We start from the raw sequence: 26,373 nt of genomic DNA on the forward strand, positions 1-26,373 counted from the left end.
TGGACCGGTCCATTTTCTGTCCGGGCCACCATGGGGCGACGCGCTGAACGGTGTCAACCCCCGTCCCGCGTGGCGTCACCCTTTGACAAGCCCCCTGGACGCATGGAACGGTCCATCCCCATGAGACAGCCGACCATCCGCGACGTCGCCGACCGCGCCGGCGTCTCGAAGTCGCTGGTCTCGCTGGTGCTGCGGGGCTCGGAGCAGGTGCGCGCGGAGAAGCGCGAGGCCGTCCTGCGGGCCGTGCGCGAGCTGGGCTACCGGCCCAACGCCGCCGCGCGCAGCCTCAGCGAACAGCGCACCCGCACGGTCGGCGTCCTGCTGAACGACCTGCGCAACCCCTGGTTCGTCGACCTGCTCGACGGCCTGAACTCCCTGCTGCACGACAACGGCCTGCACATGCTGCTGGCCGACGCCCGCCTCAACCGCCGTACCGGCCAGGACCCCGCCGGCCCCCTGCTGGACCTGCGCGTCGACGGGCTGGTCGTGGTCGGCACGCTGCCCGACCCGGCGGCGCTCGCCGAGGCCGCCGCACGTCTGCCCGTGGTGGTCGCCGGGGCCCGCGAGCCGGCCCCCGCGGGCGTGGACGTGGTCGCCAACGACGACGAGCGCGGCGCCCGTCTGGTCACCGAGCACCTCATCGGCCTCGGTCACCGGCGGATCGCGCACATCGCGGGCTACGGGGCGGTCGGCGAGCTGCGCCGGCGCAGCTTCGAGACGGTGATGCGCGAGCACGGCATGGCGGACGGGGCCCTCGTCGAGACCGGGGACATGACCGAGGAGGGCGGCTACCGGGCGACGGTCCGGCTGCTGAGCGGCCCGGACCGGCCGACGGCGGTCTTCGCCGTCAACGACATCTGCGCCATCGGCGCGCTGTCGGCCGCCGAGGAGTCGGGGCTGCGGGTGCCCCGCGACCTGTCCGTCGTCGGCTACGACAACACCAGCATCGCCCGGCTCCGGCACGTCTGGCTGACCACGGTCGACAACGCCAGCCACGAGGTCGGCCGGCGCGCCGCCCGCTGTCTGCTGGACCGGCTCGCCGGCACCGGGGGAGCGGGCGGGGTCCGGCTCGCCGCGCCCACGCTGGAGGTCCGGGGCACGACGGGCCGCCCGCTCACAGGTTGATCGCGTACGCCTTGCGCAGCGTCTCGTGCACGGTCCACGTCGTACGGTCGCCCTCGCGCAGCACGGCCATGTCGCCGGGCCCGACCCGAAGCGTCGGTCCGCCCTCGACCTCGATGGTGGCCGAACCGCTGACGACGACGAAGAGTTCGTCGGCCTCGGTGTCGGTGACCACGCCCGGCGTGATCTGCCAGATGCCCCGCACCTGACGTCCGTCGGGGGACTCCCACACCACCTTCCCGGTCACCTCGGGCGTCCCGGAGACGATCTGCTCGGGCGCCAGCGGCTCGGGTTCGAGCTCGGCGTCGGGGATGTGGAGAACGAAGCTGTGCGTCATGCGGCCGACCCTAGACCCGGCCGACGGCCGCCCGGCCCGGACAGAGTGTGGGGCGTTGGAGGGGCCGGGCGGACACTCCGTCGCGCCCGAACCGCAGGTCGTCCGGCGTGCGAACGGACCGCGTACAAAATTGTTGACAATCCTGTCTGGCTGGATTTACGTTCGACAGGCACTCACCCAGGGGGAGCACATGCCGAACGAAGCCCGTCCGAGCACCGGGGAGCAGGCCAAACAGCATGCGCTCGCACGGCTGCGGGAGGCGATCCTGCAGGGCGAGATGGCCCCGGCCCAGCGACTGGTGGAGAACGAACTCGCCGAGCGGTTCGGTGTGACGCGGGCCAGCATCCGCGCGGCACTCATCGACCTGGAGGCCCAGGGACTCGTCGAGCGGATCCGCAACCGGGGCTCACGCGTACGGCTGGTGACCGTCGAGGAGGCGGTCGCCATCACCGAGTGCCGCATGGTGCTGGAAGGGCTCTGCGCGGCCAGGGCCGCCGTCGTCGCGAGCGACGCGCAACTGGACGAACTCGACGAGCTCGGCCGGGCGATGACCAAGGCCGTCGCCGACGGCGAACCGATGACGTACTCCGAGCTGAACCAGCAACTGCACGCCAAGGTCCGCGAGTTCTCCGGTCAGCGTACGGCCGTGGAGCTCCTGGAGCGGCTCAACGCCCAACTGGTCCGGCACCGCTTCCAGTTGGCGCTGCGACCGGGGCGTCCGCAGCACTCCCTGGACGAACACCTGGCCATGATCGAGGCGATCAGGGCCCGGGACCCGCAGGCGGCCGAGGCGGCCGTCCGCGCCCACCTCGCCGGCGTCATCGAGGCGCTGCGCGAGTGAGCCGCACCCGACGGCCGCGCTGAGCCGGCGCGCGGGGCGGGCGCACCCCTGTCACCGGAGGAGGAGCAGTCATGACGCATGCCCACGCCCCCACGACCCCGCGCTCGACGCTCGTCGTCACCGCGCACGCCGGCGATTTCGTCTGGCGGGCCGGCGGAGCGATCGCGCTGGCCGCCGCGCGGGGCGAGAAGGTCACCATCGCCTGCCTGACCTTCGGCGAACGCGGCGAGTCCGCCCGCGCCTGGCGCGAGGGGAAGGACCTGGCGCAGATCAAGGCACTGCGCCGGGACGAGGCGGAGCGCGCCGCCGCCACCCTCGGCGCCGAGGTCCGCTTCTTGGACGCCGGCGACCACCCGCTGCTCCCCACCCCCGAACTCACCGACCGGCTGGTGGCTTTGTACCGGGTTACCCAGCCGGATGCGGTGCTCACCCATCCCGCCGACGACCCGTACAACGGCGACCACCCGGCCGCCCACCGCATGGCACTGCAGGCCCGGATCCTGGCCCAGGCGATCGGCTACCCCGCCGACGGCGAGGTCATCGGCGCCCCGCCCGTCTTCTGCTTCGAGCCGCACCAGCCGGAGATGAGCGGCTTCCGGCCCGAGGTGCTGCTCGACATCACCGAGGTCTGGGAGACCAAACGCAAGGCCATGGAGTGCCTGGCCGCCCAGCGGCACCTGTGGGACTACTACACCGACCTCGCCGTGCGCCGAGGCGTGCAGCTCCGGCGCAACGCCGGACCCAACCTGGGACTCGCCCACCGGACCCTGGCCGAGGCGTACATGCGGTCCTACCCGCAGATCGCGAAGGAGCTGGCATGAGCGGCGTGATCGTCACCGGCCCGCCGAAGGCCGACCTCGAGGACGTCGACGCGCTGGCCGGCTTCGGGGTGGCGACGGTGAGCGAGGCCATGGGCCGCACCGGCCTGCTGGGCCCGGACATCCGGCCCGTCCAGCAGGGCGTCCGCGTCGCCGGCACCGCCGTCACCGTGCTGAGCCGGCCCGGGGACAACCTGATGCTCCACGCCGCCGTGGAGCAGTGCGGCGCGGGCGACCTCCTGGTCGTCACCACCACCTCACCGTGTACGGACGGCCTGTTCGGCGAGCTGTTCGCCACCGCTCTCCAGCGGCGCGGCGTGCGCGGTGTGGTCCTCACCACCGGCATCCGCGACACTCAGGCGCTACGGGACATGGGCTTCCCCGCCTGGTCCCGGGCGGTCTCCGCGCAGGGCACCGTCAAGGCCACCGGTGGCTCGGTCAACGTGCCCGTCGCCGTCGGCGGCCAGGTGATCCGACCCGGCGACGTCATCCTCGCCGACGACGACGGGGTGGTCGTCGTCCCGCGCGAGCGGGCCCGGGCGACGGTGGATCGGGCCGAGGCCCGCGAGGCCAAGGAGGCCGCGACCAGGGCCGCGTTCCTCCAGGGCGAACTCGGCCTGGACCGCTACGGGTTGCGCGAGACCCTGGCCCGGCTCGGCGTCGTCCACCGCACGTACGAGGAGTACGAGGAGGGGGTGCGGCCGTGACCGAGGGCGTGCCCTGTCTGCTGATGCGGGGCGGCACCTCCAAGGGCGCCTACTTCCTGGCCGCCGACCTCCCCGCCGACGCCGAGGCGCGCGACGCGTTGCTGCTGCGGATCATGGGCAGCCCCGACGGGCGCCAGATCGACGGGCTGGGCGGCGCGCACCCGCTCACCAGCAAGGTGGCGGTGGTGTCGCCCTCCGCCGACCCGCGGGCCGACGTGGACTACCTCTTCCTCCAAGTCGCCGTGGACGCACCGGAGGTGAGTGAGCGTCAGAACTGCGGCAACCTCCTCGCCGGGGTCGGCCCGTTCGCCGTGGAGCGCGGACTCGTCCCGGCGGGGGAGCGGGAGACCTCCGTCCGGATCCGCATGGTCAACTCCGGCGACCTGGCCACGGCCGCCTTCCCGACCCCGGGCGGCCGGGTGCGGTACACGGGCGACGCCGAGATCTCCGGAGTGCCGGGCACGGCCGCCCCCGTGGTGATCGAGTTCCCGCCCGGTGCGGGTCCGTTGCTGCCCACCGGGAACGTCCGCGACCGCGCCGCCGGCGTCCCCGTCACGTGCGTCGACAACGGCATGCCGACCGTGCTGATCGCCGCCGCCTCGCTGGGCGTCACCGGCTACGAGACACCCCGGGAGTTGGAGGAGGACACCGCGCTCGCCGAGCGGCTGCGCGCCGTGCGCCGCGAGGCGGCCGTATGGATGGGCCTCGGCGACGTGTCCACGGCGCCCGTCCCCAAGCTCACGCTGCTCGCGCCGCCCCGGCACGGCGGTACCGTCACCACCCGCACGTTCATCCCCGTCCGCTGCCACCCCTCGATCGGTGTGCTCGGCGCCGCGAGTGTCGCCGCCGGACTGCGGCTCGACGGCGCGGTCGGCGCGGACCTGGCCCGGCTCCCCGCCACGGGCGACCGCGTCCGTGTCGAGCACCCCACGGGCCACCTCGACCTCGAGTGCGGCCTCGGCACGGACGCCGCCGGCCGCCCCGCGGCCCGCCGCACGGCCGTCCTCCGCACCGCCCGCAAGATCTTCGACGGCACCGTCTTCCCCCGCCCCGCCGCGACACCCGGAGGCCCCCGATGACCCCGCCGCTGGGCGACATCGCCCACCTCGGCCACGCCCAGCTGTTCACGCCCGACCTGGACGCCAGCGTCACCTTCTTCACCGACTACCTCGGCCTCACCATGAACGGCGAGGACGGCGGCGCGGTGTATCTGCGGACCTTCGACGACTACGAGCACCACAGCCTGGTCCTCACCGCCCGCGACCGCCCCGGGATCGGCCGGCTCGCCCTGCGCACCTCCAGCGAGGAGGCGCTCGACCGCCGCGTCGAAGCCGTCGAGAAGGCCGGCGGCACCGGCACCTGGGTGGAGGACGAGCCCGGCCTCGGCAGGCTCTACCTCACCACCGACCCCGACGGCCACGAGCACGCCCTGTACTGGGAGAGCGAGCACCACCGGGCGCCCGCGCATCTGCGCCCCGCCCTGAAGAACCAGCCCCAGGCCAAGCCGAACCGCGGTGTCGGCGTCCGGCGCCTGGACCACGTCAACTTCCTCGCCGCGGACGTGCTCGCCAGTGGCGAGTTCCAGCAACACGTGCTCGGGGCCCGCCCCACCGAGCAGATCCAACTCGACTCCGGCCGGATCGCCGCCCGCTGGCTGACCTTCACCGACAAGTCGTACGACGTGGTCTACACCGAGGACTGGACGGGCGCTTCCGGACGGCTGCACCACATCGCCTTCGCGACGGACACCCGTGAGGACGTCCTGCGCGCCGCCGATCTCGCCATCGACACCGGGGTGTTCATCGAGACCGGCCCGCACAAGCACGCCATCCAGCAGACGTTCTTCCTGTACGTGTACGAGCCCGGCGGCAACCGGATCGAGCTGTGCAACCCGCTGACCCGCCTCGTCCTCGCCCCCGACTGGCCGCTGATCACCTGGACCGAGGAGGAACGGAAGAAGGGCCAGGCCTGGGGCCTGAAGACCATCGAGTCCTTCCACACTCACGGGACCCCGCCTGTCATATGAACTGGCCCGTCATATGTACAGATGGTCCGAAGTGGGTTGTACGACGGTATCGCGTATTGTTGCGTCATATGCCCGCCGTGACGCGTGGCAGCTCCCGGGACCACGGGGGCCTGTGAGGTATGTCTGAAGGGGGAGCGGACGTGGTGGCACTTCTCGCGCTGGTGGCGGTCGTCGCCTACATGGCGAAGGCGGGCCTGCCGTGGTGGGTGGTCGCCCTGGTGACCGTACTGATGGCGGGGTTCGTCGGGGGCATGTCCTGGAGTCCGAACAAGGGTCCGCGCGGCATCGCCGCCCGGGGTCCGGCGGGCCGACCCGCGCACCCCATGGCCGACCCGGATGCGCCCGTGTGCCCGGCGGAGCCGCCCGTCGGCGCGGCTCCGCCCATGAGGTAGGGTTGACCTGCGTGATCACACGGTTCGCCGTGTGACGGACACCGGGACGTGGCGCAGCTTGGTAGCGCACTTGACTGGGGGTCAAGGGGTCGCAGGTTCAAATCCTGTCGTCCCGACGGTGTACGGGGCCTTCGCGGGCGAGAGTCCGCGGGGGCCCTTTCGCATACCCGCGGGGCCTTTGTGCGCGCCCGCCTTCGGCTGCGTCAGCCCTCCGTCACCCGCAGCTCCGCCCACCGGCACGTCCCGCCGGGCTGCACCCGTACCCCGCACCGCTCGGACAGCGTGCTGACGATGTCCAGGCCCCGGCCGTGCTCGTCGGGGTCGACCGCGGACGGCTGGGCCGCGGGGCCGGTGTCGGTCACCTCGACGCGGACCGCCGCACAGGTGTCCCCCTGATCGCGGGAGACCCGCAGCGTCGCGGGCGGCAGGGCGTGCACGACCGCGTTCGTGATCAGTTCCGAGACCACCAGCAGGACGTCCGCGGCGGCGTCCGCCGGCAGATTCCAGTCGGCCAGGACATCGCGGACCCGGCGCCGTATGCCGCCCACCGCTCCCGGCGTGTGCGGCAGGCTGAACAGGTGCTCGACTTCCCCCGAAGGCGCGGCACGCAGCTGCGCAGTGATCATCGGTCCTCCTCCTCGGGGAAGCCTGCCGGCGGAAAGCGGGCGTGATATGAAACGGTAGAAAGGCGAAGCAATCCGGTCAACGAACCCGGGTCGGCATTACCGAACGAGAGTCCCTCCAGGGATAAATCGGACTACGCTCGACGCATGGCCGGCCCCGTCCAGTCCATCGAGCGGGCCGCGGCGATCCTCCGTCTCCTCGCCGGCGGCTCCCGCCGGCTCGGCCTCGGCGAGGTCGCCTCCTCCCTGGGCCTGGCGAAGGGCACCGCCCACGGCATCCTGCGCACCCTGCAGCACGTCGACTTCGTCGAACAGGACCCGGCGACCGGCAAGTACCAGCTCGGGGCGGCCCTGCTGCACCTCGGCACCAGCTACCTCGACGTCAACGAACTGCGATCCCGCTCGATCAACTGGGCCGACGCCCTCGCCGCCCGCAGCGGTGAGGCCGTACGGCTCGGCACCCCCCTGGAGGGCAGGGTGCTCGTCATCCACCACGTCTTCCGGCCCGACGACACCCTCCAGACCCTCGACGTCGGCGCGCTGCTCCCGCTGCACGCCTCCTCGCTCGGCAAGGTCCTGCTGGCGTTCGGCGCCGCCCCCGTCGAGCCGCTGCTGGAGACCGAGCCCGAGGCCTACACCCGGCACACCCTCGTCCACTTCTCGGAGCTGCACCGGGCGCTCGCCGAGATACGGGACCTCGGCTGGGGTGCCGAGGTGCAGGAGATGAGCATGGGGGAGGCCGGGATCGCCGCCCCGATCCGGGGACAGGGAGGGCTCGTCGTGGGAGCGATCGGCGTGTCAGGCGCCGTCGAGCGGATCTGCGACACCAAAGGCCGGCCCCAGCCGGCCCTGATCACCGTGCTGCGGGAGGCGGCGCGCGCGATCTCCAGGGATCTCGGCGCGGCCCGCTGGTAGGGCCGGGCACCCACGACACGGCGGAAGGAGGGCCGATCATGGTGGAGCGGTATGTGATGTCCATCGACCAGGGCACCACCTCCACCCGGTGCATCCTGTTCGACCACGGCGGACGGCTGGTCTCCGTCGCCCAGCGCGAGCACCAGCAGTTCTTCCCGCAGCCCGGCTGGGTCGAGCACGACGCCGTCGAGATCTGGCGCAACCTCCAGCGCGTCGTCCCCGAGGCCCTGGCGAACGCCCAGGTCACACCCGACCGGATCGCCGCCGTCGGGATCGCCAACCAGCGTGAGACGACCGTCCTGTGGGATCCGCGCACCGGTGTCCCGCTGGGCCGCGCGATCGTCTGGCAGGACACCCGCACCGCCCCCTACGTCGAGGAGCTGCGCCGCGACCCCGGCGACGACTTCTTCCTCGACCACTGTCTGCTGCCCCCGTCGACCTACTTCTCCGCGCCCCGTATCCGCTGGCTGTTCGACCATGTCGACGGGCTGGAGCGGCGCGCCCAGGACGGCGAGGTGCTGTTCGGCACCATCGAGAGCTGGCTGATCTGGAACCTCACCGGCGGCAAGGACGGCGGACTGCACATCACCGACGCCACCAACGCCAGCCGCACCATGCTCATGGACATCCGCACCCTCACCTGGGACCCGGCGCTCATGGACTTCTTCGGGGTGCCGCGCGCGATGCTGCCGGAGATCCGCTCCTCCGCCGAGCGCTACGGCGAGGCCCGCGCCGTACTTCCCGGCGTCCCGATCACCGCCGCCCTGGGCGACCAGCAGGCGGCCCTGTTCGGGCAGACGTGCTTCTCGCCGGGGGAGGCGAAGTGCACGTACGGGACCGGGAGCTTCCTGGTGATGAACACCGGCACCGACCTGGTGCGCTCCGAGCACGGTCTGCTCACCACGGTCGCCTACAAGATCGACGAGCAGCCCACGGTGTACGCGCTGGAGGGCCCGATCGCCGTCACCGGCTCCCTCGTGCAGTGGTTCCGCGACCGGCTCGGCCTGATCCACAGCGCCCCCGAGATCGAGACGCTGGCCCGCACCGTCGAGGACAACGGCGGCTGCTACATCGTCCCCGCGTTCTCCGGCCTGTTCGCCCCGCACTGGCGCAGCGACGCCCGTGGTGTGATCGTCGGCCTCACCTCGTACATCACCAAAGGGCATCTCGCGCGGGCCGTCCTGGAGGCCACCGGCTGGCAGACCCGCGAGGTCGTGGACGCGATGAACGCCGACTCCGCGCTCGCCCTGAAACAGCTCAAGGTCGACGGCGGCATGACCTCCGACCATCTGCTCATGCAGATCCTCGCCGACGTCCTCGACGTGCCCGTCGTACGGCCGCTGGTCGCCGAGACGGTGTCGCTGGGCGCCGCCTACGCCGCCGGGCTCGCCGCCGGGTACTGGCCGGACCTGGCGGTCCTGCGGCGCAACTGGCACCGGGCCGCTCAGTGGCTGCCCGACATGGACGCCGAACGGCGGGAGTGGGAGTACGAATCCTGGCAGCGTGCCGTCGAGCGTTCGCTCGGCTGGGTCCGTACTCCCCCGCGCCCGCAGAGCCGCGGGCCCTCCGTCAACGAGTGACCAGCAGGCCCCGGCCGCGCAGCACCCGGCGCTCCAGAGGGCTGAAGATCAGCAGGTCGATGGCGATGCCGACGAGCAGGATCAGGAAGATCGCCAGGAAGACCTGGGACATGCTGCTGTTGTTCCGCCCGTTCTCCAGGAGCTGGCCGAGGCCCACGCCCAGGTCGGGGGAGGAGGCGATGATCTCGGCGGCCATGAGCGAGCGCCAGGAGAACGCCCAGCCCTGCTTCAGTCCGGCGAGATAGCCGGGCAGCGCCGCCGGCATCACCACGTGCCGGGCCTCGCGCAGCCCCGTGGCGCCCAGGGTGCGCCCGGCCCGCAGGAACAGCGGCGGGATCTGGTCGATGCCCGCGACGAGCCCGTTGGCGATCGACGGCACCGCGCCCAGCAGGATCACCGCGTACATCATCGAGTTGTTCAGGCCCAGCCACAGCACGGCCGGCGGCACCCAGGCCACCGACGGCAGGGACTGCAGCCCGGACAGGATCGGGCCGATCGCCGCACGCACGAAACGGACCCGGGCGACGATCAGGCCGAGCGGGGTGCCGATCGCGAGCGCCAGCAGGAAGCCGAGCAGACCGCGCGAGACCGACGTCCAGATGTAGTCGAGCAGCGTGCCCTGGAGCCAGGCGTCCCGCACCTCCCCCCACACCTCGGACGGCGAGGGCAGCTTGTAGGTGGGGACGATCTCCGCCCAGACCAGCACCTGCCACACCGCCAGGACCAGCGCCACCGCCGTGACCGGCGGCAGCACCTTGCGGACCAGGGTCTCGCGCAGCGGGGTGCGCCGGACCTGCACCGAGTCCAGGGCGTCGAGCCCGGCCTCCAGCCCGGCCAGGTCCTCGGTGCCGCTCTTGCCGGTGTCGACCTTCGTGTCGACGCCGTTGTCAGTGCCGGCCATGGCGGCGGATCTCCCCACGCAGTTCTTCGGTGATCTCGGCGGACAGTTCGGCCACGGCGGCGTCCTCGATACGGCGGGGCTGCGGGATGCCGACGCTCCACTCCCGCGCCACCCGCCCCGGCCGCGACGACAGCAGGACCACCCGCTGGGCCAGCTTCACCGCCTCGCGGACGTTGTGCGTCACGAACAGGACCGAGACGCCGGTCTCCCGCCAGATGCGGGTGAGTTCGTCGTGCAGGACGTCCCGGGTGATGGCGTCCAGCGCGGCGAAGGGCTCGTCCATCAGCAGGAGCCGGCTGTCCTGCGCGAGTGCCCGCGCCAGGGCGACGCGCTGGCGCATACCGCCCGACAGCTCGTGCACCCGCTTGCCGTACGCGCCCTTCAGCCGGACCAGTTCGAGCAGCTCCTCGGCGCGCTCGCGCCGCTCGGCCTTCGCCACGCCCCGCAGTCTCAGGGCGAGTTCGATGTTCTTGCCGGCGGTGAGCCAGGGGAACAGGGCGTGTTCCTGGAACATCAGGGCGGGGCGGCCGTCGGTGCTGATGGTGCCCGCGCTGGGCCGGTCGAGATCGGCGACCAGGTTGAGCAGGGTGGACTTGCCGCAGCCGGAAGCCCCCAGGAGGGTGACGAACTCGCCGGGGGCGACGTCGAGGGTGATGTCGTCGAGGACGAGCTGCTGCCCGGCCGGGCCGGCGAAGGACTTCGAGACATGCTCGATCCGGGCGGCTCGGGGCGCCGCCGGGACGTCCTCGGCGACCTTCTCGGTCGGGGCCGTTGTGGTGGCCATGGTCGTCACCTCCTGGGGGACTGAACGGATGTGGGGGTGCGGTTACTTGACGCCGAGACCGGCGTCGTCGACCGCGTCCTTGCCCTCGGCCTTCAGGACCTCGTTCAGCGGACGGAGGTCGTAGATGCCCTTCAGGTCGGTCTCGTCCAGGAGGCCGGACGCCACCGAGTGCTCGGCCTGGGTGTCGAGGGTCGCGGCCAGCGGGTCGTCCAGGAAGGCGATCGACTTCCACGCCGGGTCGAGCACGTTCGCGGGCAGGGCCTTGCCGGACAGGCTCTCCAGCGCCTTGTTCGCGGACGCCTTCGCCTGGTCCGGGTTGGCGTTGATCCACTCGTTGGTCTTCACCGAGCCGCGCAGCACCGCCTCGACGACGTCCGGGTGCTCCTTCAGGAAGCTCTGCGACACGATGATGTTCGTGATCACGAACTTCTTGTCGGGCCACAGCTCGGACTCGTCGAGGAGCACCTTCGCGCCGTCGGCGACCAGCTTCGAGGCGGTCGGCTCGGGAACCCAGGCGCCGTCGATGGAACCGGACTTGTAGGCGTCCGGGGTGATCTTGTTGTCGGTGCGGACGACCGAGACGTCGCCCTTGCCGCTCTCGGCGTCGACCTTCCAGCCCTGCTCGGAGATCCAGTTGAGCAGCGCCACGTCCTGGGTGTTGCCCAGCTGCGGGGTGGCGATCTTCTTGCCCTTGACGTCCTTCAGGGACTTGATCTTCTTCGGGTTCACGACGAGCTTGACGCCGCCGGAGGCCGAACCGGAGATGATCCGCAGGTTCTTGCCCTGCGCCTTGGTGTAGCCGTTGATGGAGGGGGAGGGGCCGATCCAGCCGATGTCGATGGAGCCGGAGTTGAGCGCCTCGATCTCGGACGGGCCGGCGTTGAAGGTCGACGGCTCGATCTTGGTGCCGCCGAGCTCCTTCTGGAGCAGGCCCTCCTGGACGCCCACCAGGGCGGTGGCGTGGGTGAGGTTCGGGAAGTAGCCGATCTTCACCGTGTCGGCGGAGAGCTTCTTGGCGTCCGCCGCGACCTCGGCCTGCTTGCCGCTGTCGTCGGAGGATTCGGCGCCGTAGCCGCAGGCGGTCAGCAGCAGGGGGAGCGCCGCGATGACGGCGACGGTGCGCAGGGTGGTGAGCGGGCGTGCGGCAGACACGGAGGTGTCCTCTCAGGGATGAGTGAGCAGGTAAGGGCGGCGGCGCGCAGATCGGGCGCCGCGGCGGAGCGCCGGCCCGGACGGCGGGGCGGCGGGGGGTGTGACCCAGGAACGGTGCGGACTGGTCCCGCGCGGGGCGTCAGCGCTTCCGACAGATGGCGCTGGACGTGCGGGCGAAGTCGATGTGCCGGCGCGAGGTCAGCAGCAGACGGCACAGGTCTGCGTGGTCGTGCGCACTCATGGCCACCCCACCCCGCAGATCCATAGTTTTCCTACCTGGTTGATGGGGATCGTGGCAGAAGGTGGGCGCTACCCCAAGAGGCTTTTCATATGATGGACACTTCTCTCTCATCATCCGAGATGTCGCTGGTCACGGGGGCGGCGCGCAGGGCGCGCAGAAGAGCGCGTGCCACGGCGTCGTTCTGCCGGAAACCGGGCGCGTCGGTGCGGGGACGGGCGAACGCGGCGACGGCACGGCTGTTCGTCGGAGCGCCGAGCGCGATCCGGCGCGGGTGGGGACCGCCGAGGGACGGGTCGAGGACATGGCCGTCCGTGGGCACCACGGCCAGCAGCCCGGAGCGGTGCCGGTGCCCGGCGTCGGCGACGACCTCCTCGGTCAGCGCGCCCGCCCGATGCAGCCCGCGCAGCAGCGGGTCCTCGGTGCGCTCCAGGCTGGGGCCCGGCAGATACGCCTCGATCAGGGCGGTCGCGTGGACGGTGTGCCCGGGCACCGTCGGACTGGACGCGGTGAAGGTGCCGGTCTCCTCGTCGGTGCCGACCCGGACGCCGGCGCCCAGGAAGCGGACGATCCCGGCGCGCGAGAGGGCCAGCAGCTGACGCAGCCGGAAGCCGGGCGGCCCGGACGCCAGAAAGCTGAAGAACCCGTGCCACCAGCCGTCCAGTTCCGCCGCGACCGACCGTGCGGTCAGCCGTCCGGCGGCGAGAAGGCGCGGCAGCTGCCCGTACACCGAGAGCAGCGCGAGGAACGCCCCGAGGTCGGCGCTGAACGCCGGGTCCTCGCGCCGGGCGACATCCGCGGCCACATGGCCGCGCAGATGCTCCTGGAACGCCTCCGCCGTCGAGAACGCCAACCCGTCCAGCGGGTGGTCAAGCGCCTCGAAGTCCAGCCGGTCCGCCGGATCGGGCACGGCCCGTGCGACGAGGTCGGCCATGGCTTCGTCGTACCAGCCGAGACGGTCGTAGGCGGCGGCGAACTCCGCCCACGGCAGCGTCGTACGCCCGGGGTGGGCGTGGAACAGCTCGTGGTAGTGGCCGAAGCCGATCTCCTTCGCCATCAAAGGCCAGACATCGCGCCGCAGTTCCAACGGGCGGCCCTCGGCGAGCAGCGCGTCGACGGCCTCCGGTCCGAAGTGGCGGGGCAGCGGCGGCCGGGGTCCCTGGAGCCGGTAGCGCGTCTTCGAGTGGTACGGCACCCCGCGCCGCGAGCCGACGTGCAGGACCGGCTCCCGGCCGGACGGCAGATAGGTGAGCGAGCCGTCGGCCTCGGTGCGGAACGTGCCGCCGCGGCCCTCGGTGAGCAGCGCCATCAGGTCGACGAAGGCCAGCCCGAAGCCGCGCAGGACGACGTGCTCGCCGGGTCGCAGCGTGGACAGATCGGCGTCCGAGGAGAACTCCGGCGGCAGATGGAAACGACCGTGGCGGCGGGCGAACTCCGCGTGGGCGCGGTGCTCGTCGGCCGGCGTCGAGCCGAGGTGCCCCTGTGCGAGAACCACGGCGTCGGCGACGAGCGGGTCCGCCCGGCCGGCCAGACGCACCTCCTGCGGCCCGTCCGGCGGGCCGGTGACGGCGGTCGCCGTGGTGCGGTGCCACTCGACCGTGATCCCGGGCGGCAGTTCGGTCAGCACCCGGCGGAACACCCAGTCCAGATAGGCGCTCTGGGCCCGCCGGGTCGGGAAGTCGGAGCCGGTGAGGGTGCGCAGCTCGGCCAGGACGTCCGGGTCGGCGGGCTCGGCGTACGGCGCGTGGCGCGGACCCTTGCCGGAGAACTGGGCGGCCCACTCGGCCAGCGACGGCCCCGGCCGGACGGGTCCGTCGAGGGTGGAGGACTCGTCGGTGAACATGGTGACGTCCTCCGCCATGGAGTTCATCCGCAGCAGCGCGGACTGCTCCTGACGCCAGATCCGGCCCGGCCCCGGCGGATGCGGATCGACCAGATGGATCCGCAACCGGCCTCGCCCGTCCCAGAGTTCGGGGGCGTTCGCGGCGATGCGCTCCAGCAGCCCCGTGGCACGCGGTCCCGCGCCCACGACCACCAGCACCGCCGTGTCGGAGCCGCTTGACGAGTAAGCGCTCACCGGTCACCGCCGATCGCCGGGCGGGCGTCGGACGCGGTCGCCGCGCCCAGCCGGCGCCGCAGCAGACGCACCTGGTCCCGCGCCCGTCGCAGCGGAGTGGGCGGCAGGGCACGGGAGTTGCCGCGCGCGTAGTACCGCTCGACGTAGAACTGCCCCACGCTGAGCACCGTCGTCACCGCGATGTACCACAGCGTGGCGACCATGAGCAGCGGGATGACCTGGTAGGTCTGGTTGTAGATCAGCTGCACCGAGTACAGCAGATCGTGCACGGCGAGCACACTGACGATGCTGGTGCCCTTCAGCGTGCCGATCAGCATGTTCCCGGCGGTCGGCACGATGGAGCGCATCGCCTGCGGGACCACGATCCGCCGCAGCGTACGGCCCCGGCTCAGCCCGAGCGCCTGCGCGGCCTCCGTCTGCCCGCCGTCCACGGACAGGATGCCGCCGCGCACCACCTCGGCCGCGTACGCGCTCTCGTGCAGGGTGAGGCCGATGACGGCGGTGAGCGTGGGACCGAGCAGGTCGACAGTCTTGACGGTGAGGAACTGCGGGCCGAACGGGATGCCGAGGCCGAGCGTCGGATAGAGCGCGCCGATGTTGAACCAGAACAGCAGCTGCACCAGCAGCGGCGTGGACCGGAAGATCCACACATAGCCCCAGCTCAGGGTGCGCAGCACCGGGTTCGCCGACAGCCGCATCACCGCGAGCACGGTGCCGAGCAGAAAGCCCAGCACCATCACCAGGGCTGTCAGCCACAGCGACAGCAGCAGCCCGTCGAGGACGGCGGTCGTGGTGAAGTACCGGCCCACCACGTCCCATTGGAAGGCGTCGTTGCGGGCGACGGAGTTCACCACCATCGCGAACAGCAGCAGCGCGAGGCCGGCGGTCAGCCACCGGCCGGTGTGCCGGCGCGGCACGATCCGCGGGTCGGCGTCCGGTGGTGGGGAGGCGGCGGGGCTCTTCGCGGCAGGGCGGGAGGAGACTTCGGGCGAGGTGACCATGGGAGGGCTCTCCGGGAGGAGGGGAACGCGGGCGTGGGTGACCACCGGCACGCACGGGGGTGCCGGGGTCGTCCGGTGTCGTCACGCTCGCCGCGTCCCTCAACGCGGCCGGAGAGGCTGCCGTACAGCGCACAGCCGGTCCGGTTCGATCGTATGTGCCCCTGGCATCGCCCTGTCAACAGGGCGGGAACGCGCGGGGTCCGGCCCGGTCCGGCATACGGGCGCTGCTTGACGGGCCGGACGATGTACTGCTCAATTGTCCCCATGACTGCCCAGCAGCGCTTGGTCACGCGCGATCACATCGACTTCGGTCGGGTGTGGTCCGCGGCGTGTTGCGCCTGACACGGCAGCGGGCCGCCTGACCGGCCCTTCCCTCCCTCGGTGACCCCGTCGCGGGCCGAGCTCTCCTCTCACGCGCGCTGCCGCAGCTCCCTCTCCATCGACGTCCGTCGTCGTCACGCCCGTACCCCTCCGTCGATCTGACGGTCTCTCACCCGCGCGCCGCCGCAGGGCAGTTCCGCCTGCCCCGCAGGCCGCCGCCCCCGCTGAAAGGCACGCATCCATGCCCGTGGAGTTCCTCGGCATCGCCGCCACCAACGACGGATCCGAAACCACGCCGCGCTCCGGCCCCGCGTTCGACAAGGAGTACACGCTCCGGCTCGCCCGCGCCCACGAGGAGCACGGCTGGGACCGGGTGCTGTTCGCCTACGGATCGGGATCGCCCGACCCCGCGCCCGCCGCCGCCTACATCGCGAGCCGTCTGGAGCGCCTGCAGATCCTCCTCGCCCACCGGCCCAACGTCTCCTACCCGGCCTTCGCCGCCAAGACGTTCGCCACCCTCGACCAGATCAGCGAGGGCCGGCTCACCGTCCACTTCATCACCGGCGGCAACGACCACGAGCAGGGCCGCGAGGGCGACACCCTCACCAAGGACGAGCGGTACGCCCGCACCCGCGAGTACATCCGGATCGTCAAGAAGATCTGGACCACCCGCGAACCCTTCGACCACGAGGGCGACCACTACCGCTTCCACGACTTCGTCAGCGACGTCTTCCCCGTCCAGCAGCCCCGCCCCGGCGTCTCCTTCGGCGGCTCGTCCCCGGCGGCGTACGCGGCCGGCGGCGCCGAGGCCGACATCTACTGCTTGTGGGGCGAACCCCTCGCGAAGACCGCCGAGCAGATCGAGCACGTCAAGGCCGCCGCGAAGGCCGCGGGCCGCACCGACGTCCCCCGCGTCCAGGTCGCCTTCCGCCCGATCATCGCCCCCACCGAGGAACTGGCCTGGGAGAAGGCGCACCGCACGGTCGGCGCCATCCGTGAACGCCGTACCTCCGGGGTCGTCCGCCACCACCGCGGCGAGACGCCCGAGAACACCGGCTCCCAGCGGCTGATCGCCATCGCCGAGGCCGGCGAGCGCTACGACCGCGCCCTGTGGACGCCGACCGCCGCCGCCACCGGGGGAGCGGGCAACTCCAACGCCCTGGTCGGCACGCCCGAGACGGTTGCGCAGGCCCTCCTCGACTACTACGACCTCGGCGTCGACATCCTCTCCGCACGCGGCTACGACCTGCTCGACGACGCCATCGACTTCGGCCGGTACGTCATCCCGATCGTCCGCGAGGAGGTCGCCAAGCGCGACGCCGAGCGCGCCGCCCGCGGCCCCCGCACCCTGACGGCGGTGACCGGATGACCTCCGCCCCCGAACTGACCGTCGTCCACGTCCCGATCTCGGACCCACGGGTCGGACCCCTGCTCAGCGAACTCGCCCACGAGTACTCCACCCGCTACGGCAAGGACGCGCACGCCGAGATCTCCCGGTATCCCGACGAGGAGTTCACCCCTGCCCGGGGCGGCCTGCTCCTGCTGCTCCTGGAGCGCGGCGAGCCCGTCGCGGGCGGCGCCTTCCGCCGCCACGGCCCGGACACGGCCGAACTGAAGCGGATCTGGACGCACTCCGCGCACCGCAGGCGCGGCCTCGCCCGCCGGGTCGTCGCCGAACTGGAGCGCGAGGCGGGCGAACGCGGATACCGGCGCGTCTACCTGACCACCGGCCCCCGCCAGCCCGAAGCCCGCGGCCTCTACCTCGCCACCGGCTACACACCGCTGTTCGACACCAGGGCCGACCCGGAGACCATCGGCCCGCTGCCCTTCGAGAAACACCTCACCCCGCACCCCACCGCGCCGGAACCCCCCGGAAAGGCCCTGGACCAGTGACCCACCGCCCCCCGCGCACACCGCTGCGCGCCACCGCCGCCCTCGCCCTGCTGCCCCTGCTCACGCTGACGGCCTGCGGCACCGGCGACACCGGCAGCGCGGCCGTGGGCGCCCAGGGCTCGCCCGCGCCCACCGACGACCCGGTCGCCGCCGTCCGCGAGGTGGACTCCGTCGCCGCCCTGCTGCCCGCCGGGGTCCGCGAGGCGGGCACCCTCAAGATCGGCAGCTCCATAGGCTTCCCGCCCGGCGCGTACTACCCGAACGGCGCCGACAAGGCGCCCGCGGGCCAGGACATCGACCTTGCCGACGCCGTGGCCAAGGTCCTCGGCCTGAAACTGGAGCGCCAGGACGCCTCCTTCGAGACGATCCTGCCCGCCCTCGGCAGCGGCAAGTACGACGTCGGCACCGGCAACTTCGGGGTCACGACCGAACGCCTGAAGACGATCGACTTCGTCACCTACATCAACGACGGCCAGGGTTTTGCCGTCAAGGACGACAACGACAGCGTCAAGAAGGTCACCGATCTGAAGCAGCTGTGCGGGCTGACCATCGGCACCGGCGCCGGCACCACCTTCGAGGCCACCCTCACCGCCCAGAAGGACGTGTGCGCCAAGGCCGGCAAGAAGCCGTACGACGTGAAGGTCTACTCGGAGAACGCGGCCACGCTCACCGCGCTCCAGCAGGGCCGGATCGACGTCATCATGTCGACCATCAACGGACTGCGGTACCAGGCGGCCCAGCCCGCCTCCCACACCCGCTTCCTCGGCGAGTACCACCGCCTCGATGTCGGCTTCGCCTTCAAGAAGGGCTCCCCGCTCACCAAGGCGTTCCGCGCCGCCGTCGACCACCTCATCGAGGACGGCACCTACCGGCGCATCCTCGGCAAGTGGGGCACCACCGCCTCCGCGATCGACGCCTCGCGCATCAACCCGCCCGAACACGCCTGACCGGCCCGCGGAGACAGGGGAGGACCCATGAGCGACGTCATGATCGACGTCCACAACGTCCACAAGAGCTTCGGGCCGCTGGAGGTCCTGCGCGGGATCGACCTGCGGGTCCGGGAGGGCGAGGTCACCGTCGTCCTCGGCCCGTCCGGCTCCGGCAAGTCGACGCTGCTACGCACCATCAACCACCTGGAGAAGGTCGACCGGGGCTGGATCAGCGTCGACGGCGAACTCGTCGGCTACCGCCGCGTCGGCGACAAGCTGCACGAACTGAAGGAGAAGGACGTCCTGCGGCAGCGCACCCGCATCGGGTTCGTCTTCCAGAACTTCAACCTCTTCCCGCATCTCACCGTCCTGGACAACCTCGTCGAGGCCCCCGTCTCCGCGCGGCGCGTGCCACGTGGCACGGCGGTGGAGACGGCCCGCCGGCTCCTGGACCGGGTCGGCCTCGCCGACAAGGCCGACGCCTACCCCCGGCAGCTCTCCGGCGGGCAGCAGCAGCGCGTGGCCATCGCCCGCGCGCTCGCCCTCGAACCTAAGGTGCTGCTCTTCGACGAGCCGACGTCCGCGCTCGACCCGGAACTCGTCGGCGAGGTCCTTGACGTCATCAAGGACCTCGCCGGCACGGGCACCACGATGGTCGTCGTCACCCACGAGATCGGCTTCGCCCGCGAGGTCGCCGACACCGTGGTCTTCATGGACGACGGACTCGTCGTGGAACAGGGGCCTCCGGCGGCCGTCCTCGACGCGCCCCGGCAGGAACGCACCCGCGCCTTCCTGTCCAAGGTCCTCTGACCCCTCCGTCCCCGCCCCTTCGAGGAGGACCCGCCATGACTCCGCCCGGCACCACCCCCGCCGCCCGCCCCGACGAGACCGCCTACGACCGCCGCCGGCTGCGCCAGTGGCTGGCCGGAGACGCCAGAGCCGACGGCGTCAGCCGGCGCCGTATGCTCACCCTGCTCGCCGCCACCGCCGCCGCGACCACGCTGCCCGCGCCCCGCACCGCCCACGCCGCCGCGGGCCCGATCGTCAAGCCGCTGCCGCCCGAGTGGTTCATCCAGCGCGGCACCAACGCCGAGACCCGCTGGGAGGCGCTGCGCGGTACCGGCCACCACACCCCCAACGACCGGTTCTTCGTCCGCAACCACACCGCCACCCCCGTCCTGGACGCCGCCGACTGGCGGCTGCGGCTGTGGGGCGACGGACTGCGCGGCACACCCGCCGAGGACCGGCCGGTCGAGTTCGGCGACGACGACCTGCGCGCACTGCCGTCCGCCACCCGGACCGCGTTCGTGGAGTGCGCCGGCAACGGCCGCGGCCACTACACGACCCAGCAGGGCGAGACGGTGAGCGGCACCGCCTGGACGCTCGGCGCGATCGGCGTGGCCCGCTGGCGCGGGGTCCGCCTCGCCGACGTGCTCCGCCGGGCCGGGCTGGTGCGGCACGCCGTGGACGTGCAGCCGCGCGGCCTGGACGCCGAGTACGTCAGCGGGGGCGAGAGCCTCGGCCGGGTCCGCCGGCCGCTGCCGCTCGCCAAGGCCCTCGACGACGTCCTGCTCGCCTACGAGATGAACGGCGAGCCCCTGCCGTACGACCACGGGTATCCGGTACGGGTCCTCGTGCCCTCCTGGGTGGGGATCGCGTCCATCAAGTGGGTCGGCGACATCCAGGTGTCCGCGCAGCCGCTGTTCTCACCCTGGAACACCCGGTTCTACCGGCTGTTCGGGCCCGCCCACCCGCCGGAGGGCAGCGCCCCGCTCACCCGGCAGACCCTCAAGAGCGCCTTCGAACTGGCCGACGGCGCCACCTTCGCGGCGGGCCGCGGCCATGTGCTGCGCGGCCGGTCCTGGTCGGGCGCGGGCGGCGTGGCCCGCGTCGACGTCAGCACCGACGGCGGCGCCACCTGGCGGCGCGCCGATCTCCACGACCGGCCCCGCGCCGGCACCTGGACCCGCTGGTCCGTGCCCTGGCGGCCCACCGGCCGCGGCGCCACGCACCTGCTGGCCCGCGCCACCGACACCGCCGGACGGCGCCAGCCCGACGTGTCCGTGCCCAACACCCAGGGCTATCTCTTCGACGCAGTGGTCCGCCACCCGGTGGCCGTGATCTGACCGCCCCGGTCCCGGGCCGCCCCGCCCGCCCGGGACCGCCGATCCTCCCCGCCCCACCTCCGAAAGGTCCCGTCATGGCCACCGTCCTGTCCGTCTCCGGAAGCCCGTCCGCCACCTCCCGCACCGCCCGGCTGCTGCGCCTGCTCGACGACCGGCTGCGAGCCCAGGGCCACGAGGTGATACCCCTCGACGTCCGCACCCTGCCGGCCGAGGCCCTGCTGCACGCCGACTTCGCCCACCCCGCGATCGTCCAGGCCACCCAGTTGTTCGAGCGGGCGGAGGGTGTCGTCATCGGCACCCCCGTCTACAAGGCCGCCTACTCCGGTGTGCTGAAGGCCCTGCTCGACCTGCTCCCGCAGTACGCCCTCGCGGGCAAGACCGTCCTCCCGCTCGCCACCGGTGGCACCACCGCACATGTGCTGGCGATCGACTACGCCCTGCGCCCCGTCCTCAACTCCATGGGGCCCGCCCACATCACTCCGGGCTGGTTCACCCTCGACAAGGACATCACCGCCGCCGACGACGGCACGCTCACGGTCGCGCCGGCCTCCGCCGAGGCGCTGGCCCAGGTCACCGACCAGTTCTCACTCGCGCTCGGCGGACGCCCCGCCCTGCTGGCGACCGCGGGCTGAGCACCGGTCCCGCCCACCGCTCGGCCGCGGGCCGAACGCAGGTCCGCCCGCCGCGACCCCCACCACGATCGCCCCTCGCCGGGGAGATCGCCGCCCGGCACGCCGACGTCCATCTCACCTGGGGCGAACCGCCGGCCGCCGTCGCGGAGAAGATCGCCTGGGTGCGGGACCTGGCCGGGAAGCAGGGCCGCGAACTTCGCTTCGGCATACGGCTGCACGTCATCACCCGGGACACCGCCGAGCAGGCGTGGGTCGAGGCGCGCCGGCTCCTCGACGGCTTCGACACGGAGACGGTCCGGGCCGTGCAGGCCGGGCTGGCCCGCAGCGAGTCCGAGGGACAGCGCCGGATGCTCGCCCTGCACGGCGGCCGCGCCGACGACCTGGAGATCCACCCCAATCTGTGGGCGGGTATCGGGCTGGTGCGGGGCGGCGCCGGCACGGCGTTGGTGGGCAGCCACGACGAGGTCGCCGAGCGCATCGAGGAGTACCACGCGCTCGGCATCGACGAGTTCGTGCTGTCCGGCTATCCGCACCTGGAGGAGGCGTACTGGTTCGGGGAGAACGTGCTGCCGCGGCTGGCGGCGCGGGGGCTGTGGACGCATCCGTTCCGGGGCGCTCCGACGGCGGCGCCGGCCCCTCAAGTGCCGTTCGCGGGACGGTGAGCGGCCGCATGGTGAGACGCCGTGCGGTCGGATCCGGACACGTTCCCTACAATTCCTATCGAATCACTAGGGAAGTGTTGACCCTGGTCCGCGGAGCGAGTGAGGATGACGCCATGACGATCGCCCCACCGGACCCGGCCTCCGTGTCCGGCAGCGCCGGGCGGGACCTCTCCGCACCGGCGCCGGCACCCGCCGGCTGGCCCCACATAGCCCGCGATCTGGCGGACGACCTCGCCACCGACGCCGTCGAGCGCGAGCAGGCCGCCAAACCGCCGCACGACGAGGTGGCCCGGCTGCGCGAGTCGGGGTTGCTGACCCTGCTCGTCCCGGCCGCGCACGGCGGCGGGGGAGCGGACTGGCGCACGGCCTACGCCGTCGTACGGACCGTGTCCGCCGCCGACGGCGCCATCGGCCGCCTCCTCGGCAACCACTACTTCCTCTCCTCCACCGCCCGGTTCTTCGGCGGACCCGAGCGGGCCGCCCGCATCGAGCGGGCCTCCGCGGCCGGGCAGTGGTGCTGGGGCGGAGGCATCGCCTCCCAGGAACCCCCGCTCATGCTCACCCCGACGGCCCACGGGTATCTCCTCGACGGCCACCAGCGGTACGACACCGGAGTGGGCGTCGCCGACCGGCTCGTCGTCCGCGCCGCCGTGCCCGGCACCGGCGAACCCGTCGCCGTCCTGGTCGACCCCGCGCATCCCGGCGTCCTCGGCGCGGGCGCAGGCGACACGTTCGGGCAGCGGCTCGCGGCGGGCGGCGGCGTCGGCTTCGACGGGGTCCCCGTCGCGGCGGACGACGTGCTCGGCTCGCTCTCCGCGGACGACGGCGCGCTGTCGCCGTTCGCCGGGCTGTCCGCGCCGGCCGCCCGCCTGGTCTCCGCCCACTTCTGTCTCGGCGTCGCCGAGGGGCTGCTCGGCGAAGTCCGTGAGCACGGACGGGTCGTACGGGCCCCCTGGCAGCCGTTCTCCGCGCAGCCCTGGCCGGGCGGCCCGGCCCAGGACCCGTACGCGCTCACCGCGTACGGCGAACTCGCGGTCGCCGCGCGGGCGGCGTCCGCCCTCGCCGACCAGGCCGTGGACGCCCTGATCCAGGGGCTCGACCGGGGGGAGGCTCTCGACGACGAGGAGTGCGCGGAGATCGCCGTCCTCGCCGGCGCCGCCGAGGCCGCGGCCTCCCGGGCCGCGCAGGAGATCACCAGCCGCGCGCTGGAGGCGATCGGGGCGGCCGCCGCGCTCACCCGGCACGGCCTCGACCGGTTCTGGCGGGACACCCGCACCCACACCCTGCGCGAGCCGGTCGCCCACCGGATGCGCGAGATCGGGGACTACTTCCTCAACGGCGCGCACCCGCCGTTCACCCTGCCGGCCTGACCCCCGGCCCGCCGGTACCGGAGCCCCGGCCCGGCTGATGAGGGCGGGGGACCCGTGAGGGATAATCACCGTATGCGGATCTCGGCCAGGGCGGACTATGCGGTGCGGGCGGCACTGGAGCTGGCCGCGGCCGGCGACGACACCTCGCTGAAGGCCGAGGCCATCGCCGACGCCCAGGGCATCCCGCACAAGTTCCTCGAGGGCATCCTGGGCGACATGCGCCGCGGCGGCCTCGTGGTCAGCCAGCGCGGCGGCAAGGGCGGCTACCGGCTCGCCCGGCCCGCGGACGCCATCGCCATCGCCGAGGTCATCCGGGTGGCCGACGGCCCCCTGGTCTCGGTGCGCGGCGTCCGCCCGCCCGACCTGTCCTACATCGGCCCCGCCGAATCGCTCCTGCCGCTGTGGATCGCCGTGCGTGCGAACGTCCGCAAGATCCTCGGCGAGGTCACCCTGGCCGACGTGGCCGCGGCGAAGCTCCCCGACGACGTCCTGCGCCTCGCGGACGACCCGGAGGCGTGGACCAACCCGTAGCTCAGCGCGCCGGCTTCTCCCACACCGACACGTGCTGCCAGCTCTCGCCGGTGAACGGCGTCCGCTTCCAGTCCTCCCACCGGTCCCGCAGCCGCAGACCGGCGAGCCGCGCCATCAGATCCAGCTCCGCAGGCCAGACGTACCGGAACGGGATGGCGCGGTGCTCCGCACGGCCGTCGACGATCGTCACGTAGTTCGAACTGAAGGCCTGCGTGGCCGTGTCGTAGGTGTCGAACGCCCAGCCCGTGTCGCTGATGCGGAACGGCACCGCTGTCTGCCCCGGCGGCAGCAGCCGCAGCTCGGGCACCCCCACCTCGACGACGAAGCAGCCGCCCGGACGCAGATGCGCGGCCGCGTTCACGAAACAGTCGACCTGGGCGTCCTGCGTCGTCAGATTGTTGATCGTGTTGTAGACCAGATAGGCGGCGGCGAACTCGCCCGCCACCCGGGTCGTCGCGAAGTCCCCGATCGTCACGTCCACCGCGTCGCCGCCGGGCTTGGCGCGCAGCCGCGCCACCATCGCCCGCGACATGTCGATGCCGTGCACGGGCACGCCCCGCGCCGAGAGCGGCAGGGCGATCCGGCCGGTGCCGACGCCGAGTTCCAGCGCCGCGCCGTCACCGGCCAGCTCCGCCAGCAGGTCGACCGCGGGGTTCACGGCCTCCGGCTGGAACATGTCGTCCGAGGGGTCGTCGTAGCGGGCCGCGATGGGCTCTCCGAAGTATCCGTCGTCATCGGTCACGCCGCGCACCGTACTGCCGGCGGTCCTCGCGGGGCACTCGGTTTTTCCGCGGGGGAGGGGAGCCGGGCGACCGATCCGCGGACGCCCTCTTGACGCCGGCCACGCGCGGACCGACACTCACCATAAGTTTCCTAGTGAATAGGTAGGGAAGCATGGGGCGCGCCAGGACGGTCACCGGTCGAGTGACCCGTACGCCCCTTCTCACCTCCCGCCGCCACATCGACCTGCAGCGTGTCTGCAGCGCGATCTGACCTCTGAGCGCGGCCCCGAGCCACCGTCGCCCCGCATCGGTCCGCAGGCCGGCCCGCACGCCCCGTTCCGACCGCCGGTCCGCATGCCCACGCCCGCCGGACGTCCACGCCCGCAGGACGCCACCCGCCGGCCCAGCCGTATGCCCACACGCCTGCCCAGGGGAGAGCCATGACCGTCGCACCGTCGGCCGCACACCCGGCCACGCGGACCGCCCCCGCCTTCCGCGGACGTATCGGCAGCGACGCGCGCAGCGGCCACTACGCCGTGCCGCGCCGCTACCGCCTCCATCTGTCCACCGCCTGTCCGGACGGTCTGCGCATCGCCGTCGCGCACAGCCTGCTCGAACTCGGCGACACCTGCCCGGCGTCCTTCCTGCCCGCCGTCCCCGACTGCCCCGACAGCGGGCACAGCGCGCTGCGCCCGCTCTACGAGGCCAGCGCCCACCGCTACCCCGGCCCCGCCCTCGCGCCGGTCCTCAGCGACGACTGGTCCGGGCGCATCGTGAGCACCCACGCCCCCGACATCATGCGCGACCTCGACCGGCACTTCGGCGGCTGTCGCGCGAGCCTGTACCCGTGCGGCGCCGAGTCCGAGATCGACGCGGTCGAGCGGATGTGCGCGCGGGACATCGAGGAGGCCGCGCAGAACGCGGGCACGGCCGGCGCCGGACAGGCGGAGCGCGAGGCCGCCCTGGAGACCCTGCTGCGCTCCCTCGGCGCGCTCGACCGCTGGCTGACCGGCCGCACCCACATGATCCGGGATCAGATCACCGCCGCCGACGTCGAGTTGTGGGTGACGCTCGTCCAGCTCGACACCGTGCACCGGCACCATCTGGACGCCGCCGCCGTCGAGCGGATCGCCGCCCACCCCGCCCTGTGGGGCTACGCCCGCCGGCTCGCCGCCCACCCGGCGTTCGGCGCCCACCTCGACCTGGACGCCATCTCCCGCCGTCACCACGCCCGTTGCCGGGGCCTGGAGGCCGCCGGAGCCGCCGTGCAGATCCTGGACTGGGCGGCCCACACGACCAGGACCCCCGCGGAGCCGTCCCGCTCCGTGGACCGCCGTTGACATTTCCTCGTTCAACTGGATTGACTACGGCCCAGATCGGTCATGAGCGTCAGCGACAAGCCCTGGCTCGCTGACCGGCAACCCTCGCATCGCGGTGGGGTGCCCCAGGTGACGACCGGACCGGATGACTTCGGTAAGCGCGCAGGCCGCCGGCGGCCGGAAGAGTGAGTGACGCCATGGACGCAGCCCCCAGGACGGCCACCGGCCGCCTTCGCGGCCGCGTCCACGCGTACGCCACCCTGTTCGCCGCCGACCGGGCCGTCGATCTGCTCCGCGTCAACAGCGCACTGTGTACCGCACCGGGCTGTGCCCGCCGCCGCGGCTGATCTCTCC

29 protein-coding genes, 1 tRNA gene, 1 pseudogene and 1 riboswitch are annotated in these 26,373 nt (G+C 72.7%); of the genes and pseudogenes, 22 read left to right on the forward strand and 9 right to left on the reverse strand.

From position 1 onward, the window contains the following. Positions 1–120: 120 nt before the first annotated feature. Entirely contained in the window at positions 121–1,125 is a 1,005-nt protein-coding gene (locus tag DC008_RS30095; protein WP_108709665.1) for a LacI family DNA-binding transcriptional regulator, read from the forward strand. On the opposite strand, the gene DC008_RS30100 is transcribed toward DC008_RS30095, so the two are convergent. Continuing rightward, the gene (locus DC008_RS30100; protein ID WP_108709666.1) at positions 1,115–1,459 is read right to left on the reverse strand and encodes a cupin domain-containing protein; all 345 of its coding nucleotides are present in this window, start codon (positions 1,457–1,459) and stop codon (positions 1,115–1,117) included. The two genes, DC008_RS30095 and DC008_RS30100, sit on opposite strands and share 11 nt — an antisense overlap. Positions 1,460–1,649: 190 nt before the next feature. Between DC008_RS30100 and DC008_RS30105 the strand changes: the two genes are divergently transcribed. From DC008_RS30105 to DC008_RS30135, 7 genes are all read left to right on the forward strand, one after another. Next, a complete protein-coding gene (locus DC008_RS30105) occupies positions 1,650–2,300 on the forward strand; it encodes a GntR family transcriptional regulator (protein ID WP_108709667.1) in 651 nt (216 codons plus the stop codon). Positions 2,301–2,371: 71 nt separating this feature from the next. Further along, the gene (locus tag DC008_RS30110) at positions 2,372–3,121 is read left to right on the forward strand and encodes a PIG-L deacetylase family protein (RefSeq protein ID WP_108709668.1); all 750 of its coding nucleotides are present in this window, start codon (positions 2,372–2,374) and stop codon (positions 3,119–3,121) included. Then, positions 3,118–3,825 (forward strand): 4-carboxy-4-hydroxy-2-oxoadipate aldolase/oxaloacetate decarboxylase, encoded by a 708-nt coding sequence (locus tag DC008_RS30115; RefSeq protein ID WP_108709669.1) that lies wholly within the window; start codon positions 3,118–3,120, stop codon positions 3,823–3,825. Before DC008_RS30110 ends, DC008_RS30115 begins: the two co-directional genes overlap by 4 nt. A gap of 23 nt (positions 3,826–3,848) precedes the next feature. Beyond that, positions 3,849–4,904 carry a 4-oxalomesaconate tautomerase gene (locus DC008_RS30120; protein ID WP_108710934.1) on the forward strand — a complete coding sequence of 352 codons (1,056 nt, stop codon included), beginning with the start codon at positions 3,849–3,851 and terminating at the stop codon, positions 4,902–4,904. Further along, entirely contained in the window at positions 4,901–5,851 is a 951-nt protein-coding gene (locus DC008_RS30125; RefSeq protein ID WP_108709670.1) for a VOC family protein, read from the forward strand. The genes DC008_RS30120 and DC008_RS30125 overlap by 4 nt, the downstream gene beginning before the upstream one ends. Before the next feature lie 140 nt (positions 5,852–5,991). Next, complete coding sequence (locus tag DC008_RS30130) at positions 5,992–6,243, forward strand: hypothetical protein (protein ID WP_108709671.1); 252 nt, start codon at positions 5,992–5,994, stop codon at positions 6,241–6,243. Positions 6,244–6,285: 42 nt separating this feature from the next. After that, positions 6,286–6,359, forward strand: a tRNA-Pro gene (locus DC008_RS30135). An 87-nt stretch (positions 6,360–6,446) separates the two neighbouring features. Here the strand turns inward: DC008_RS30135 and DC008_RS30140 are convergent. Further along, on the reverse strand, positions 6,447–6,869 hold the full coding sequence (locus tag DC008_RS30140; RefSeq protein WP_108709672.1) for an ATP-binding protein: 423 nt from the start codon (positions 6,867–6,869) through the stop codon (positions 6,447–6,449). Between the two features lie 144 nt (positions 6,870–7,013). On the opposite strand from DC008_RS30140, the gene DC008_RS30145 reads away from it, so the two are divergent. Together DC008_RS30145 and glpK are read left to right on the forward strand one after the other, a co-directional pair. Continuing rightward, positions 7,014–7,781 carry an IclR family transcriptional regulator gene (locus DC008_RS30145; protein ID WP_108709673.1) on the forward strand — a complete coding sequence of 256 codons (768 nt, stop codon included), beginning with the start codon at positions 7,014–7,016 and terminating at the stop codon, positions 7,779–7,781. A 38-nt stretch (positions 7,782–7,819) separates the two neighbouring features. Next, positions 7,820–9,361 (forward strand): glycerol kinase GlpK, encoded by a 1,542-nt coding sequence (gene glpK / locus DC008_RS30150; RefSeq protein ID WP_108709674.1) that lies wholly within the window; start codon positions 7,820–7,822, stop codon positions 9,359–9,361. Here the strand turns inward: glpK and DC008_RS30155 are convergent. The 6 genes from DC008_RS30155 to DC008_RS30175 all read right to left on the reverse strand — a co-directional run bounded on the left by DC008_RS30155 (position 9,351) and on the right by DC008_RS30175 (position 15,514). Continuing rightward, a complete protein-coding gene (locus tag DC008_RS30155) occupies positions 9,351–10,262 on the reverse strand; it encodes an ABC transporter permease (protein ID WP_108709675.1) in 912 nt (303 codons plus the stop codon). The two genes, glpK and DC008_RS30155, sit on opposite strands and share 11 nt — an antisense overlap. Continuing rightward, positions 10,249–11,046, reverse strand: a complete 798-nt coding sequence (locus DC008_RS30160) for an ABC transporter ATP-binding protein (protein WP_108709676.1) — start codon at positions 11,044–11,046, stop codon at positions 10,249–10,251. Before DC008_RS30160 ends, DC008_RS30155 begins: the two co-directional genes overlap by 14 nt. A 42-nt stretch (positions 11,047–11,088) precedes the next feature. Continuing rightward, entirely contained in the window at positions 11,089–12,198 is a 1,110-nt protein-coding gene (locus DC008_RS30165) for an ABC transporter substrate-binding protein (RefSeq protein ID WP_108709677.1), read from the reverse strand. Positions 12,199–12,337: 139 nt separating this feature from the next. Next, positions 12,338–12,439 (reverse strand): putative leader peptide, encoded by a 102-nt coding sequence (locus DC008_RS36365; RefSeq protein ID WP_309544710.1) that lies wholly within the window; start codon positions 12,437–12,439, stop codon positions 12,338–12,340. Positions 12,440–12,524: 85 nt separating this feature from the next. Next, complete coding sequence (locus tag DC008_RS30170; RefSeq protein WP_108709678.1) at positions 12,525–14,513, reverse strand: FAD/NAD(P)-binding protein; 1,989 nt, start codon at positions 14,511–14,513, stop codon at positions 12,525–12,527. Then, a complete protein-coding gene (locus DC008_RS30175) occupies positions 14,510–15,514 on the reverse strand; it encodes an amino acid ABC transporter permease (RefSeq protein ID WP_108709679.1) in 1,005 nt (334 codons plus the stop codon). The genes DC008_RS30170 and DC008_RS30175 overlap by 4 nt, the downstream gene beginning before the upstream one ends. 562 nt (positions 15,515–16,076) lie before the next feature. On the opposite strand from DC008_RS30175, the gene DC008_RS30180 reads away from it, so the two are divergent. From DC008_RS30180 to DC008_RS30220, 9 genes and pseudogenes are all read left to right on the forward strand, one after another. Next, on the forward strand, positions 16,077–17,204 hold the full coding sequence (locus tag DC008_RS30180; RefSeq protein WP_108709680.1) for an LLM class flavin-dependent oxidoreductase: 1,128 nt from the start codon (positions 16,077–16,079) through the stop codon (positions 17,202–17,204). Beyond that, positions 17,201–17,728: a GNAT family N-acetyltransferase gene (locus tag DC008_RS30185; RefSeq protein ID WP_108709681.1), complete on the forward strand. Its 528-nt coding sequence runs from the start codon at positions 17,201–17,203 to the stop codon at positions 17,726–17,728. The genes DC008_RS30180 and DC008_RS30185 overlap by 4 nt, the downstream gene beginning before the upstream one ends. Next, the gene (locus tag DC008_RS30190) at positions 17,725–18,675 is read left to right on the forward strand and encodes an ABC transporter substrate-binding protein (RefSeq protein WP_108709682.1); all 951 of its coding nucleotides are present in this window, start codon (positions 17,725–17,727) and stop codon (positions 18,673–18,675) included. The genes DC008_RS30185 and DC008_RS30190 overlap by 4 nt, the downstream gene beginning before the upstream one ends. Before the next feature lie 27 nt (positions 18,676–18,702). Continuing rightward, positions 18,703–19,467 carry an amino acid ABC transporter ATP-binding protein gene (locus DC008_RS30195; protein WP_108709683.1) on the forward strand — a complete coding sequence of 255 codons (765 nt, stop codon included), beginning with the start codon at positions 18,703–18,705 and terminating at the stop codon, positions 19,465–19,467. A 35-nt stretch (positions 19,468–19,502) separates the two neighbouring features. Beyond that, positions 19,503–20,783 carry a sulfite oxidase gene (locus tag DC008_RS30200; RefSeq protein ID WP_108709684.1) on the forward strand — a complete coding sequence of 427 codons (1,281 nt, stop codon included), beginning with the start codon at positions 19,503–19,505 and terminating at the stop codon, positions 20,781–20,783. A gap of 74 nt (positions 20,784–20,857) precedes the next feature. After that, a complete protein-coding gene (ssuE, locus tag DC008_RS30205) occupies positions 20,858–21,415 on the forward strand; it encodes an NADPH-dependent FMN reductase (RefSeq protein WP_108709685.1) in 558 nt (185 codons plus the stop codon). A 44-nt stretch (positions 21,416–21,459) separates the two neighbouring features. Beyond that, a pseudogene (locus DC008_RS30210) lies at positions 21,460–22,077 on the forward strand (LLM class flavin-dependent oxidoreductase); the annotation flags it as partial. A 113-nt stretch (positions 22,078–22,190) separates the two neighbouring features. Beyond that, positions 22,191–23,447: an acyl-CoA dehydrogenase family protein gene (locus DC008_RS30215; protein ID WP_108709686.1), complete on the forward strand. Its 1,257-nt coding sequence runs from the start codon at positions 22,191–22,193 to the stop codon at positions 23,445–23,447. Between the two features lie 72 nt (positions 23,448–23,519). After that, positions 23,520–23,978 (forward strand): RrF2 family transcriptional regulator, encoded by a 459-nt coding sequence (locus DC008_RS30220; protein WP_055619056.1) that lies wholly within the window; start codon positions 23,520–23,522, stop codon positions 23,976–23,978. A gap of 1 nt (position 23,979) precedes the next feature. Here DC008_RS30220 and DC008_RS30225 read toward each other — a convergent pair whose 3' ends face one another. Beyond that, entirely contained in the window at positions 23,980–24,720 is a 741-nt protein-coding gene (locus DC008_RS30225; protein ID WP_108710935.1) for a class I SAM-dependent DNA methyltransferase, read from the reverse strand. A gap of 152 nt (positions 24,721–24,872) precedes the next feature. Here DC008_RS30225 and DC008_RS36370 point away from each other — a divergent pair, with 152 nt between their 5' ends. The 3 genes from DC008_RS36370 to DC008_RS35565 all read left to right on the forward strand — a co-directional run bounded on the left by DC008_RS36370 (position 24,873) and on the right by DC008_RS35565 (position 26,366). Next, positions 24,873–24,971: a putative leader peptide gene (locus tag DC008_RS36370; RefSeq protein WP_333755522.1), complete on the forward strand. Its 99-nt coding sequence runs from the start codon at positions 24,873–24,875 to the stop codon at positions 24,969–24,971. A 169-nt stretch (positions 24,972–25,140) separates the two neighbouring features. Next, a complete protein-coding gene (locus tag DC008_RS30230; RefSeq protein WP_108709687.1) occupies positions 25,141–26,040 on the forward strand; it encodes a glutathione S-transferase C-terminal domain-containing protein in 900 nt (299 codons plus the stop codon). A 38-nt stretch (positions 26,041–26,078) separates the two neighbouring features. After that, positions 26,079–26,186, forward strand: a riboswitch (SAM riboswitch). Between the two features lie 30 nt (positions 26,187–26,216). Further along, positions 26,217–26,366 carry a hypothetical protein gene (locus DC008_RS35565; protein WP_164492399.1) on the forward strand — a complete coding sequence of 50 codons (150 nt, stop codon included), beginning with the start codon at positions 26,217–26,219 and terminating at the stop codon, positions 26,364–26,366. Positions 26,367–26,373: the final 7 nt, after the last annotated feature.

Origin of the sequence: Streptomyces nigra, assembly GCF_003074055.1 — a bacterium.
Lineage (GTDB): Bacteria > Actinomycetota > Actinomycetes > Streptomycetales > Streptomycetaceae > Streptomyces > Streptomyces nigra.

What these genes read in the sequence shown, in the direction of transcription:
- DC008_RS30095 (WP_108709665.1), top strand. Translation starts at nt 121, where the DNA reads ATGAGACAGCCGACCATCCGCGACGTCGCCGACCGCGCCGGCGTCTCG.
- DC008_RS30100 (WP_108709666.1), bottom strand. Translation starts at nt 1,459, where the DNA reads ATGACGCACAGCTTCGTTCTCCACATCCCCGACGCCGAGCTCGAACCC.
- DC008_RS30105 (WP_108709667.1), top strand. Translation starts at nt 1,650, where the DNA reads ATGCCGAACGAAGCCCGTCCGAGCACCGGGGAGCAGGCCAAACAGCAT.
- DC008_RS30110 (WP_108709668.1), top strand. Translation starts at nt 2,372, where the DNA reads ATGACGCATGCCCACGCCCCCACGACCCCGCGCTCGACGCTCGTCGTC.
- DC008_RS30115 (WP_108709669.1), top strand. Translation starts at nt 3,118, where the DNA reads ATGAGCGGCGTGATCGTCACCGGCCCGCCGAAGGCCGACCTCGAGGAC.
- DC008_RS30120 (WP_108710934.1), top strand. Translation starts at nt 3,849, where the DNA reads ATGCGGGGCGGCACCTCCAAGGGCGCCTACTTCCTGGCCGCCGACCTC.
- DC008_RS30125 (WP_108709670.1), top strand. Translation starts at nt 4,901, where the DNA reads ATGACCCCGCCGCTGGGCGACATCGCCCACCTCGGCCACGCCCAGCTG.
- DC008_RS30140 (WP_108709672.1), bottom strand. Translation starts at nt 6,869, where the DNA reads ATGATCACTGCGCAGCTGCGTGCCGCGCCTTCGGGGGAAGTCGAGCAC.
- DC008_RS30145 (WP_108709673.1), top strand. Translation starts at nt 7,014, where the DNA reads ATGGCCGGCCCCGTCCAGTCCATCGAGCGGGCCGCGGCGATCCTCCGT.
- glpK (WP_108709674.1), top strand. Translation starts at nt 7,820, where the DNA reads ATGGTGGAGCGGTATGTGATGTCCATCGACCAGGGCACCACCTCCACC.
- DC008_RS30155 (WP_108709675.1), bottom strand. Translation starts at nt 10,262, where the DNA reads ATGGCCGGCACTGACAACGGCGTCGACACGAAGGTCGACACCGGCAAG.
- DC008_RS30160 (WP_108709676.1), bottom strand. Translation starts at nt 11,046, where the DNA reads ATGGCCACCACAACGGCCCCGACCGAGAAGGTCGCCGAGGACGTCCCG.
- DC008_RS36365 (WP_309544710.1), bottom strand. Translation starts at nt 12,439, where the DNA reads ATGAGTGCGCACGACCACGCAGACCTGTGCCGTCTGCTGCTGACCTCG.
- DC008_RS30175 (WP_108709679.1), bottom strand. Translation starts at nt 15,514, where the DNA reads ATGGTCACCTCGCCCGAAGTCTCCTCCCGCCCTGCCGCGAAGAGCCCC.
- DC008_RS30180 (WP_108709680.1), top strand. Translation starts at nt 16,077, where the DNA reads ATGCCCGTGGAGTTCCTCGGCATCGCCGCCACCAACGACGGATCCGAA.
- DC008_RS30185 (WP_108709681.1), top strand. Translation starts at nt 17,201, where the DNA reads ATGACCTCCGCCCCCGAACTGACCGTCGTCCACGTCCCGATCTCGGAC.
- DC008_RS30195 (WP_108709683.1), top strand. Translation starts at nt 18,703, where the DNA reads ATGAGCGACGTCATGATCGACGTCCACAACGTCCACAAGAGCTTCGGG.
- DC008_RS30200 (WP_108709684.1), top strand. Translation starts at nt 19,503, where the DNA reads ATGACTCCGCCCGGCACCACCCCCGCCGCCCGCCCCGACGAGACCGCC.
- ssuE (WP_108709685.1), top strand. Translation starts at nt 20,858, where the DNA reads ATGGCCACCGTCCTGTCCGTCTCCGGAAGCCCGTCCGCCACCTCCCGC.
- DC008_RS30215 (WP_108709686.1), top strand. Translation starts at nt 22,191, where the DNA reads ATGACGATCGCCCCACCGGACCCGGCCTCCGTGTCCGGCAGCGCCGGG.
- DC008_RS30220 (WP_055619056.1), top strand. Translation starts at nt 23,520, where the DNA reads ATGCGGATCTCGGCCAGGGCGGACTATGCGGTGCGGGCGGCACTGGAG.
- DC008_RS36370 (WP_333755522.1), top strand. Translation starts at nt 24,873, where the DNA reads ATGGGGCGCGCCAGGACGGTCACCGGTCGAGTGACCCGTACGCCCCTT.
- DC008_RS30230 (WP_108709687.1), top strand. Translation starts at nt 25,141, where the DNA reads ATGACCGTCGCACCGTCGGCCGCACACCCGGCCACGCGGACCGCCCCC.
- DC008_RS35565 (WP_164492399.1), top strand. Translation starts at nt 26,217, where the DNA reads ATGGACGCAGCCCCCAGGACGGCCACCGGCCGCCTTCGCGGCCGCGTC.